The organism is Streptomyces sp. KM273126, assembly GCF_004337435.2.
GTDB classification, from domain to species: Bacteria; Actinomycetota; Actinomycetes; order Streptomycetales; family Streptomycetaceae; genus Streptomyces; species Streptomyces acidicola.
Genome location: NZ_SJXB02000001.1, coordinates 6,873,785 through 6,886,499, shown reverse-complemented (window position 1 = coordinate 6,886,499; position 12,715 = coordinate 6,873,785). Strand labels below are relative to the sequence as shown.

Below are 12,715 nucleotides of genomic sequence, written 5' to 3'. Positions count from 1 at the left end.
ACCGGGGCACGACGGGGCGGGGCGGTCATTCGGCGACCCAGGGCTTGTCGTCGAGCAGTGCGAAGAGTTCGTCGTCGGTGGCGTCGTCGACGGCGACGCGGTTGCCCTGGTCCGCGTCCTGTCCGCCGCCTTCGGTGGCGCCCGCTGACCATGTGGCGAGCAGTTGCTGGAGCCGGTCGCCGATCGCGGCGCGCACGTCGTCGTCCGCGGCCGGGGCGGTCTCGGCGAGGACCGTGCGGAGCTTGTCCAACTCGGCCATGAGGAAGGCGGTGTCACCGTCATCGGCGGGGGCGAGTTCCGCGCTGATGCGGTCGCGGAGGGACAGGATGGTGGGGTGGTCGAAGATCAGGGTGGCGGGCAGCTGCAACCCGGTCACGCTGTTCAGGCGGTTACGGAGATCCACGGCCGTGAGCGAGTCGAAGCCCAGCTCCTTGAACGCCCGTGACGCATCCACCGCCCCGGCCGAGGCATGCCCCAGCACCCCGGCCACCTGGGCCAGCACCGCGTCCAGCAGCACGCGGTCCCGTTCGACCGAACCCAATCCACGCAGCCGCTCCACGAGCCCACCACCGTCGCCGACGGTGCCCGAGGCGGCGACGCCCCAACGCCGCCCCGCCGTCGGCACCAGGTCCCGCAGTACGGACGGCACCCGGCCACCTGAGAGCGCCGAGGTGCGCAGGGCGACGGGGACGGCGTTCGGCTCGTTGACGACGAGCGCGGCATCCATCAGCGCCAACGCCTCGCTCGCGGCCAGCGGCGGCATTCCCCCACGCCGCAACCGCGTGACGTCCGCCTGCGGCAACCGGCTCCCCATACCGGCCTCCCACATGCCCCAGGCCAGCGACACGGCGGGTAGTCCCTGGGCACGGCGGGTGGCCGCGAGGGCGTCGAGGATGTTGTTCGCGGCGGAGTAGGCGGCCTGACCGGCATTGCCCACCACACCCGCGAACGAGGAGAAGAGAACGAAGGCGGACAGGTCACGGCCAGCCGTCAACTCGTGCAGATGCAGAGCCGATTCAGCCTTCGCCGACATGACACCGGCCAACCGCTCCGGCGTCAGATCAGCGACCAGACCGTCATCGAGAACGCCCGCCGCATGCACCACACCCGACACGTCGACACCGTCGAGCACGGCAGACAGTGCCGCACGGTCGGAGACATCGCACGCCCGCGCTTCGACTCGGGCACCCAACTCCTCAAGTTCCGCACGGAGATCAACGGCTCCGACGGCTTCGAGTCCACGCCGGGAGACGAGCAGCAGGTCCCGCACGCCGTGCTCGGTGACCAGGTGCCGGGCGACCTCCGCACCCAGACCACCCGTCCCACCCGTGATGAGCACCGTGCCCCCGCCACCCCACGGCGACGGCACCCGCAACACGACCTTGCCGACGTGCTTGGCCTGCCCCAGCAGACGCAACGCCTCCGGGGCCCTGGACAGGTCGTACGAGGTCACTGTCACCGGCCGCAGCGCACCCTGCTCGAACAGCTCCAGCAGCGCGGCCCACATCCCCGCGATCCGGTCCGGTCCCGCGTCGAACGTGTCGAACGCCCGGTAGCTGACGCCCGGGTGGGCGGCCGCCACCTGCTCCGGGTCGCGTACGTCCGCCTTGCCCATCTCGACGAACCGGCCACCGGGCCGCACCAGCCGCAACGACGCATCCACGAAGTCACCCGTAAGCGCGTCCAGCACGACATCGACGCCCGACTTGAACCGCTGCTCGAACTCGGTCGTCCGGGAGGAGGCGATCCGCTCATCGGGAATGCCAAGCCCCCGCAAGACCGGCCACTTCGGCTCGCTCGCCGTCCCATACACCTCGGCACCCAGATGGTGGGCGAGTTGTACGGCAGCCATGCCGACACCGCCGGCGGCAGCGTGGATCAGCACGGACTCGCCTTCCTTGAGTCCGGCGAGGTCCACCAGGGCGTAGTACGCGGTCAGGAACACAATCGGCACGGACGCCGCCTGCTCGAACGACCAACCATCCGGCACCCGCGCCAGCAACCGGGCGTCCGTGACGGCCGACGGGCCGAACGCCCCGTCCAACAGACCCATCACCCGGTCACCGACCACCAGATCGGTCACCTCCGCGCCGACCTCCATGACCACACCAGCACCCTCGTGCCCCAGCCGCCCCGCATCCCCGGGATAGGTGCCCAGCACGTTCAGCACGTCACGGAAGTTCACACCCGCGGCCCGCACGGCGACCCGCACCTCGCTGGGGCCAAGGGCACGCGGCTCCTCGGTGATCGGTGCGACGCCGTCCAGGCGACCTTGCCGGCCGACCTCCATGCGCCAGGTCATGCCCGGGGCCGCGGTCGGCGGCACAAGGACTCCGCCAGAGGCCATCCGTACCAGTCGCGGTACCCACGCCTCGCCGTCGCGGAGGGCGAGTTGGGGCTCGTCGAGGGGGGCGAGCCGTTCGGCGAGGGTGCGGTACGAGGCTGCGGTGCCGTCGACGTCGGCGACGGCGAGGCGGCCGGGGTGCTCGCTGATCGCCGACCGGACCAGACCCCAGGCACCGGCGCCGGACAGGTCGGGGGTGTCGGTGCCGATGCCGGTGCCGGTGCCGATCCCGGTGCTGGTGCCGGCGGCGTGGTGCAGGGCGACCGCGCCGGTGGTCAGTGCCACCAGGGGCGTGTCAGCCCATCGCTCGAGTGCGAGCCAGGTCCGCATGGCACCCAGGAGATCAGCAACCGGACTTGGGACTTCACCAGAGTTGGCCGCGACGGCCAGTCCGACGGCCGCCGGGGCGGGCTCGCCCGCGTCCACGGCGGCGATCAGGGAGTCCAGGTCGGCGTAGTGCTTGGTCGGCACGCCGGACTCGCGCCATGCGTCCGTGTCGCGGTCGCCGACCACGGCCCAGTGGCCGGTGCGGGCGGTCTCGGGGCGGTCGGTGGTGGGCGCCGGCACCCAGTCGAGGCGGAACAGGTCGTCCGGGCCGGTGGCCGCCCGTGCCAGGTCGGCCGCCGAGACCGGACGCAGCACCAGCGAGTCGACCACGGCGACGGGGGCGCCCGCCGCGTCGGCGACATGCAGCGCGTATGTGTCGGCCCCCCGCGGGGTGAGCCGCGCCCGTACGACGCTCGCGCCGACGGTGTGGAAGGCCGCGCCCGACCACAGGAACGGCAGCAGCGCCCCCTGTCCCTCCCCCGCGCGCAGCGCCAGGGCATGAAGCACGGTGTCGAGGAGCGCGGGGTGGAGCCCGAAGGCCGTCGCCTCACCCATGGCCGGCTCGGGGAGGGCCGCTTCGACAAGCAGGTCGTCGCCGGAGATCCAGGCACGGGCCAGGCCGCGGAAGGTGGAGCCGTAGGAGAGTCCGGACTGGTGGAGGCGCTCGTAGAGGCCGTCGAGGGCGAGTTCACGGGCCCCGGCGGGCGGCCAGGCGCGCAGTTCGGGCGCCGCCGACGGGGCGGCTGCCGCGTCGTCCAGGAGGCCGGTGGCGTGAGGGGTCCAGGGCTGGTCGGCGGCGGCGTCGTCGGGGCGGGCGTACACGTGGAGGGCCCTGGCTTCCCCTCCGTCCGTCGCCGGGGGCTCCACGGTGATCTGGACGATGACGCCTCCGTCGGGCGGCAGGACGAGCGGCGCCTGGAGGGTGAGTTCGGCCAGCCGCCCGCAACCGGCGCGGTCGCCGGCCTGGAGGGCGAGCTCGACGAAGGCCGTGCCCGGTACGACGACAGTGCCGGCCACGACATGGTCGGCGAGCCACGGATGCGTACGAACCGAGAGGCGGGACGTCAACAGCATCGTGTCGGAGCCGGCCACGGTGACGGCCGCACCGAGCAGCGGATGTTCCGCAGCGGCGAGACCGAGGCCACGCGCATCGGCAGCGGCGCGGGCCGGCTCCAGCCAGTACCGCTGCCGTTGGAAGGCGTACGTCGGCAGCGACACCCGGCGCGCGCCGCTGCCCTCGAACAGGGTCGCCCAGTCGACGCGAGTCCCCCGGACGAAGACCTCGGCGAGTGCCGTGAGCAGGGTCTCGGTCTCCGGGCGCCCCTTGCGCAGCACGGAGAAGGACGGCGCGGTCGCCGGGTCGACGAGGCCGCTCAGCACCGGATCGGGGCCGATCTCCAGCAACCGTCCGGCGCCGAGCGACCCGGTGGCGGTGGCCAGGGCGTCGCGGAAGAGGACGGGCCGACGCACCTGCTGGACCCAGTAGGCGGGGGTGGTCCAGTCGGCCTCGCCGACGGTCTCACCGGTGACCGACGAGGCCGCCGCAACCACGGGGCGACGGTAGGTGATCTGTTCGGCGACCGCGGTGAACTCGTCGAGCATCGGCTCCATGAGCGGGGAGTGGAAGGCGTGCGAGACGCGCAGGCGGGTGACCCGGCGACCGCGTTCACGGACGCCCGCCATGAGCCTCTCGACGCCTTCCTCGGTGCCGGAGACGACCACGGCGGTCGGTCCGTTGACGGCGGCGATCGTCACGTCGTCAGCGGTGGTGAGCAGGTCGTTGATCTCCGCCTCGTCTGCCTCGACGGCGGCCATGGCGCCGCCCTCGGGCAGGGCCTGCATGAGACGGGCCCGCGCGGCCACCAGCCTTACCGCGTCCGGGAGTTCGAAGACACCGGCCGTGCAGGCGGCGGCGTACTCACCGATGGAGTGACCCAGCACCACGTCCGGCGTCACACCCCACGAACGCAGCAGCTCCACCGACGCGACCTGGACGGCGAACAGGGCTGCTTGTGCGTAGCCGGTGCGGTCGAGGAGGGCTGCTGCTTCGGAGCCGTCGTCGGCGAAAAGGACATCCCGCAACGGGAGCGGGAAGCCGTCCGCGCCGGACAGCTCGGCCTCCAGCAGGGCCGCGACCTCGTCGAAGGCGCGGGCGAACCGCGGGTAGGCGGCATGCAGTTCACGCCCCATGCCGAGGCGCTGGCTGCCCTGCCCGGTGAACATCCACGCCGTACGGCCCTCAGTGACGAGGCCCGTCACCGCGGGCCCGGCGAGCAACGCGTCACCGTCACGCCCAAGAACAACTGCCCGGTGTTCCAGGGCCGCCCGGGTCGTGGCCAGGGACAACCCGACGTCCGCCGGACCGAGGTCATGGGCTTCGACGTGCGCTACCAGCCGTGCCGTGGCGGCGCGCAGGGCATCAGCTGTGCGAGCCGATACGACCCAGGGAGTCACCGGAAGGCCGGATGCGGAGTCGGGCTTGCGGGGTGCCGGAGTCGCCGGGCCCGGGGCTTCTTCGAGGATCACGTGGGCGTTGGTGCCGCTGATCCCGAAGGACGAGACTCCCGCCCGCCGCGCACGCTCACGTCGCGGCCAGGCACGCTCCTCCGTCAGCAGTTCCACCGCACCCGCCGACCAGTCCACGTGCGAGGACGGCTCATCGACGTGCAGGGTGCGGGGCAATGTCTCCTCCCGCAACGCCATGACCATCTTCACCACGCTCGCGACACCGGCCGCCGCCTGCGCATGACCGATGTTCGACTTGATCGAGCCGAGCCACAACGGCTCATCATCGGCATGAGCCTGGCCGTACGTCGCCAGGAGGGCCTGCGCCTCGATCGGGTCACCGAGCCGAGTGCCCGTGCCATGCGCCTCGACCACGTCCACCTCGGAGGCGTCAACTCCCGCGGCGGCCAACGCCTGCCGGATCACCCGCTGCTGCGACGGACCGTTCGGAGCGGTCAGCCCATTGGAAGCACCGTCCTGATTGACCGCACTGCCCCGCACGACCGCCAGCACCGGATGGTTGTTGCGGCGGGCATCGGACAACCGCTCCAGAACGAGAATGCCGCCGCCCTCGGCCCAGCCCGTCCCATCAGCACCGTCGGCGAACGACTTGCACCGCCCGTCATCCGCCAGCCCACCCTGCCGCGCAAACTCCAGGAAGATCGTCGGCGTCGCCATGACGGTGGCGCCACCGGCCAACGCAAGGTCGCATTCACCCGACCGCAACGCCTGGCAAGCCAGATGCAGGGCAACCAAGGCCGAGGAACAGGCGGTGTCCACGGACATCGCCGGGCCCTCCAGCCCCAGGGCGTAAGCCAGGCGACCGGACGCGACGCTGGGTGTGCTGCCCGTCAGCAGGTACCCCTCAGTGTTGCCCTGCGGATCGTCGACCGTGCCGCTGCCGTAGCCGTTGGCGGAGACGCCGGCGTAGACGCCCGTCGGGGTTCCGCGCAGCGAGGACGGATCAATACCCGCGTCCTCCAGCGCCTCCCACGCCGTCTCCAACAGCAACCGCTGCTGCGGATCCATCGCCAACGCCTCACGCGGCGAGATCCCGAACAGCTCGGCATCGAAGAGGGCCGCCCCCTCGACGAAACCACCGACCGCAGCCAGCCCCTCCAACAGGGCAGGGTCCCAGCCACGATCCGCCGGCAACGCCGACACTCCGTCCCGGCCCTCCGCGACCAGATCCCACAACCCCTCGGCAGAATCCGCACCACCCGGGAAACGACACCCCATCCCCACAATCGCAACCGGCTCATCGAGAGCCGCCGCCACCTGTGCACGCGGTTGCGAGGGAGTCTGCTCAGTGATCTCGCCGAGGAGCTGTTCGAGGAGGTAGTCGGTGAGCGAGTTCGGGTTCGGGTGGTCGAAGACGAGGGTGGCGGGGAGCGTGATGCCGGTTGCGGAGCCGAGGCGATTACGCAGGTCGACGGCAGTGAGCGAGTCGAACCCGAGGTCCTTGAAACTGCGGCTCTCGTCCACGGTCGCCGCCGACGCATGACCGAGCGCCACGGCGACCTGCCGCTGAACCAACTCCAGCAGAACCCTGCGCTGTTCGACCTGCGCCAGCCCGCCGAGACGGCGTGCCAGCTCACCGCCGGCTGCGGTGACAGCGCCGACAGCACGACGACGTGCCCGGAGCGGCACCAGGTCGTGCAGCACCGGGGGCAGGACACTGTGGCCCGCCTCGCCGAGTACCGAGGTACGCAGGGCGACAGGGACGGCGATCGGCTCGTTCACCAACAGAGCCGCATCCAGCAGGGCAAGCCCCTCGCCCGTCTCCAACGCCGGAAAGCCCTGCCGGGCCAACCGCTCCAACTCGGCCTCACCCAGCGTCCCGCCCATGCCCTCGGCGCTCGCCCACATCCCCCACGCCAGCGACACAGCAGGCAGCCCCTGAGCCCGACGTACCACCGCCAGAGAATCCAGGACGTTGTTCGCCGCCGAGTACGCCGCCTGACCGGCATTACCGACCACACCCGCGAACGACGAGAACAGCACGAACGCCGACAGCCCACGATCGGCAGTCAACTCATGCAGATGCAGAGCCGATTCCGCCTTCGCCGCCACCACCCGGCCCACGCGCTCAGCCGACAGATCAGCGATCAGACCGTCATCCAGCACACCCGCCGCATGCACCACACCAGACAGGTCAACCCCATCCAGCACAGCGGCCAGCCCATCACGATCAGCGACATCACACGCCCGAACAACGACCCGAGCACCCAACCCCTCCAGCTCCGCGACGAGTTCGGCAGCACCCGGAGCCCCGGCCCCGCGCCGGGAGACGAGCAACAAGTCCCGTACCCCATGCACGACGACCAGATGCCGGGCGACCTCCGCACCCAGACCACCCGTCCCACCCGTGATCAACACCGTGCCCCCGCCACCCCACGGCGACGGCACCCGCAACACGACCTTCCCCACATGCCTGGCCTGCCCCAGCAGACGCAACGCCTCCGGCGCCCGCCCCATGTCAATCGCCGTCACCGGGTTCGGCCGCAGCGCGCCCTGCTCGAACAGCTCCAGCAGCGCCGCCCACATCGCAGCGATCCGGTCCGGCCCCGCGTCGATGAGGTCGAAGGCGGTGTAGTCGATGCCGTGCTCGGCCCGGACCTCATCCGCGTCACGGACGTCGGTCTTACCCATCTCCACGAACCGGCCGCCCGGCCGCACCAACCGCAGCGAGGCATCCACGAACTCACCCGCAAGCGAGTCCAACACCACATCCACACCCGGCCGGAACCGCTCCTCGAACTCCGTCGTCCGGGACGAGGCGATCCGCTCCTCCGCCACGCCCAGCCCGCGCACGACCGGCCACTTCGGCTCACTCGCCGTCCCGTACACCTCACCGCCCAAGTGCTGGGCCAGCTGCACAGCAGCCATCCCCACACCACCGGCAGCCGAGTGCACCAGCACCGACTCCCCCGCCTCCAGACCGGCAAGATCCACCAAGGCGTAATAAGCGGTCAGGAACACGATCGGCACGGACGCCGCCTGCTCGAACGACCACCCGTCCGGCACCCGGGCAAGCAGCCGCGCATCGGTCACAGCAGTCGGAGCAAACGCACCGTCCAGCAGACCCATCACCCGATCACCGACCACCAGGCCGGTCACCTCAGAGCCCACCTCCACGACCACACCGGCGCCCTCATGCCCCAGCCGCCCCGCATCCCCGGGATACATGCCCAGGACGTTCAGCACGTCACGGAAGTTCACCCCGCCGCCCGCACCGCAACCCGCACCTCACCCGCGCCCAGCCCACGCGGCTCCTCACGAACCAGCGCCACACCATCCAACCGCCCCTGAGCCACCACATCCATCCGCCAACCAGCACCCGCACCCATGCCCGAACCCGCACTCACCGGCGGCAGGAGCACATCCCCACCAGCCATGCGCGCAAGGCGCGGCACACGGGCCGTCCCCCGGCGGATCAGCACTTCGCTCACCGTCTCCGGGACGCCCGCGAGCGTCTCCCAAGAAGCGGAGTCGAGGTCGAGGTCGGCGAGGGCGATGCGGCCCGGGTGTTCGGTCGCGGCCGTGCGGACCAGGCCGCGGACGGCGGCCGCGGCCGGATCGGTGAGGGGCTCCTCGTCGTCGGCCGGGCCCGAGAGGGCGATCAGCAGGCGGGAGTCGCCGAGGCGTACCTCCCGCAGCCACTCCTGGATCGTGCCGAGTGTCTCGGCGACGGTCTCCCGGAGGGAGCCTGCGGCGGCCGTCGTGAGCGGCAGGGTCACCGTGCTCGGCGGTTGCGTGCCGGCGTCGAGTGCCGTGCGCAGTGCGGCCAGGTCGGCGTACGAGGTGCCGTAACGGGCCGTGTGTCCGTTCGGGAGTTCGCCCAGGACGGCCCAGTCGGCGGTCCGGGCATCTCCGATGTCGTTCAGGGCGCGCCAGTCCACGCGGAACAGAGCGTCTCGGACGAAGGAGTCGCCGGTCTCCAGGTCCGTGAGGGTGACGGGGCGCAGCAGGAGGCTGTCGATCCTGACGACGGGTTCGCCGGTCGCGTCGGCGACCCGGAGTTCGACCGTGTCCTCGCCTCGCGGCCTTACGCACACCCGGACCGTGGACGCGCCCACGGCGGACAGTTCCACACCGGACCACAGGAACGGCAACCGGGTGCCGTCGCTCTCCCACAGACCCAGGACGTGCAGCACCGAGTCCAGCAGCGCCGGGTGCACGCCGTATCCCTCGCCGCCACCCGCTGCCGCTTCCGGCAGTGTGGCCTGGACGAACCAGTCCTCCCCGGAGCGCCATACGGCTTCCAGGCCGCGGAAGGCCGGGCCGTACGACAGGCCCGCCGAACCCAACCGCTCGTACAGGCCGTCGAGTTCGACCTGTTCCGCCCCCTGCGGTGGCCACACGCGCAGGTCCCATGTCTCGCCCGCCGACGCGGTCTCCGCGATGGTGCCGGACGCGTGGAGTGTCCAGGGCAGTTCGTCGGCCGTGTCGTGCGGGCGGGCGTGGATGCGCAGGGCTCGGTGTCCGACGGCGTCCGGCGACTCCACGCCCACCTGGAGTTCGACGGCACCCTCCGCCGGGAGGGCGAGCGGGGCGTGGAGGGTGAGGTCGTCGACGTGGTCGCAGCCGGCCCGCTCCCCCGCGGCCAGCGCCAGTTCCAGCAGCGCGGTGCCGGGGACGATCGCTGTGCCCGCCACGACGTGGTCCGCGAGCCAGGGCTGGTCGGCGACGGACAGCCGGGCCGTCAGCAGCAGAGTGTCCGTGTCGGCGACGGACACGGCGGCGCCCAGCAGCGGGTGGCGGACGGGGCGCAGGCCCAGGCCCGCGGCGTCGACGGTGGTGCGCGGCGCTTCGAGCCAGTAGCGGCGGTGCTGGAAGGCGTACGTCGGCAGGGGCACCTCGCGTGCCCCCGTGCCCGTGAAGACGGCGGCCCAGTCGACCGGAGTGCCGCGGACGAAGAGCTCGGCGACGGCCGCGAGGGCGCTCTCGCGTTCGTCGCGGTCACGGCGCAGCACACATGCGGCGGGGGCCGTGTCGACGAACGCGGACAGGACGGGGTCGGGGCCGAGTTCGAGGAAGCGTGCGACGCCCAGTTCGTCCACGGCCGTGCGGGCGGCGGCGTGGAAGCGTACGGCCTCCCGTACCTGCCGCACCCAGTACTCCGGCGTCGTCCAGTCGTCGCCGTCGAGCACGGCGCCGGTGAGGGTGCTCACCGCGTGGAGGGTGGGGCGGTGGTAGGTCACCTGGGCGGCGATGCCCGCGAACTCCGCCAGCATCGGTTCCATGAGCGGGGAGTGGAAGGCGTGCGACACGTGCAGCGGCGTGGCCCGGCGGCCCTGTTGGCGTGCCGCATCGAGCGACTGTCGTACGGCGTCCTCGTGGCCGGAGACGACGACGGACGTGGTGCTGTTCACGGCGGCGATGACGACGCCGTCCGTGAGGAGCGCGGTGACCTCCGCCTCGGTGCCCTCGATCGCGGCCATGGCGCCACCCTGCGGCAGGGCCCGCATGAGCCGGGCGCGGGCCGCCACCAGCCGTACGGCGTCGCGGAGTTCGAGGACTCCGGCCGCGTGGGCGGCGGCGAACTCGCCCACCGAGTGGCCCAGCACGACCTCGGGTTCGGTGCCCCAGGAGCGCAGCAGTCGGATGAGGGCGGCTTGCAGGGCGAAGAGGGCGGACTGGGCGTAGCCGGTGTCCTGGAGGGCCTGTTCCTCGTCGCCGAAGAGGACGGAGCGCAGGGGCCGCCCGAAGCCGAGTTCGGCGTCGAGGAGTTCGCAGATCTCGTCGAGTGCTGTGGCGAACACCGGGAAGGTGGCGGCGAGTTCTCGTCCCATGCCGGGGCGTTGGCTGCCCTGGCCGGTGAACATCCATGCTGTACGGCCCTCGGTCGCCGCGCCCTTGATCGCGGGCTCGGCGAGCTGGGCGCGCAGGTCAGCGAGGTCGTGGCCGAGGACGACGGCGCGGTGGTCGAGCGCGGCGCGGGTGGCCGCGAGGGAGTACCCCATGTCCAGGGGGGTGGCGTCGACCGAGGCGAGTCGTTCGATCTGGGCGCGCAGGGCGTCGGCACCGCGCGCGGAGACGACCCAGGGGATCACGGGCAGATCGACCGTCGTGGCCGAGGTGGCGGGGGCGGCCGGCGTGGCCGGTCCCTCGGCGTCCTCGACAGAGGGTTCGGCAGCGTCCGGGGCCTCCTCGGCGGAAGACGCGGCGGGGGCCGGGGCCTCTTCGATGACGACGTGGGCGTTGGTGCCGCTGATGCCGAACGACGACACACCCGCCCGACGCGGACGCCCGCCCCGCGGCCAGGACCGCTCCTCGGTCAGCAGCCGCACCGCACCCGACTCCCAGTCCACGTGGGAGGACGGCAGCTCCGCGTGCAGGGTACGCGGCAGGCGCTCCGCGCCCAGCGCCATCACCATCTTCATCACACCAGCCGCCCCCGCGGCTGCCTGTGTGTGCCCGAGGTTGGACTTCACGGACCCCAGCCACACCGGCTCACCGCCACCGTCGCGTGCCTGCCCGTAGGTGGCGAGGAGGGCCTGGGCCTCGATGGGATCGCCGAGCCGGGTACCGGTGCCATGCGCCTCGACCACGTCCACCTCGGCCGGTGACACACCGGCGTTCGCGAGAGCCTGACGGATCACCCGCTGCTGGGACGGACCATTGGGCGCGGTCAGACCATTGGACGCACCATCCTGGTTGACCGCCGTACCCCGCACCACCGCCAGCACCGGCCGCCCCCGCCGACGCGCCTCACTCAGCCGCATCAGCACCAGCACACCCGCACCCTCCGACCACCCCGTGCCGTCCGCCGACTCCGCGAACGCCTTGCACCGGCCGTCCGACGCCAGCCCGCCCTGCCGGGAGAACTCCACAAACGTGGCCGGCGAGGCCATGACCGTCACACCGCCCGCCAGTGCCGTATCGCACTCCCCCGACCTGAGCGACTGGCACGCCAGATGCAGCGCCACCAGCGACGACGAACACGCCGTGTCCACCGTCACCGCCGGACCCTCGAACCCGAACACGTAGGAGACACGCCCGGAGAAGACACTGCCCGCGTTACCGTTCGCGAGCAGCCCCTCGACCTCGTCCGGCGTCGCCGGCAGCCGGGAGGCGTAGTCGTGGTACATCAGGCCCGCGAACACACCCGTGCGCGAGCCGCGCAACGACAGCGGATCGACCCCCGCCCGCTCCAACGCCTCCCACGACGTCTCCAGCAGCAGCCGCTGCTGCGGATCCATCGCCAGCGCCTCACGCGGCGAGATCCCGAACAGCTCCGCGTCGAACTCGGCACCGTCGTGCAGGAAGCCACCGTGCCGCGACGACGACTGGCCCGGCCCGTCCCCGAACAGGTCCGTCAGGTCCCAGCCGCGATCCACCGGGAACCCCGACACACCCTCGCCGCCGAACGCCACCAGGTCCCACAGTGTCTCCGGCGAGTCCACCCCACCGGGAAAGCGACACCCCATCCCCACGATCGCGATCGGCTCGCGGTCCCGGGCCTCGACCTCGCGCAGCCGCTGACGGGTCTGGCGAAGGTCGGTGGTCAGCCGCTTGAGATACGTCAGAGTCTTG

At 72.0% G+C, this 12,715-nt stretch carries 1 protein-coding gene and 1 pseudogene; both read right to left on the bottom strand.

Annotated features, from left to right (window positions below; genetic code table 11):
* Nucleotides 1–25: 25 nt before the first annotated feature.
* Nucleotides 26–8,398 (bottom strand): type I polyketide synthase, encoded by an 8,373-nt coding sequence (locus E0500_RS29075; protein ID WP_181587182.1) that lies wholly within the window; start codon nt 8,396–8,398, stop codon nt 26–28.
* A pseudogene (locus tag E0500_RS29070) lies at nt 8,395–12,687 on the bottom strand (type I polyketide synthase); the annotation flags it as partial. The pseudogene E0500_RS29070 and the gene E0500_RS29075, both read right to left, overlap by 4 nt.
* Nucleotides 12,688–12,715: the final 28 nt, after the last annotated feature.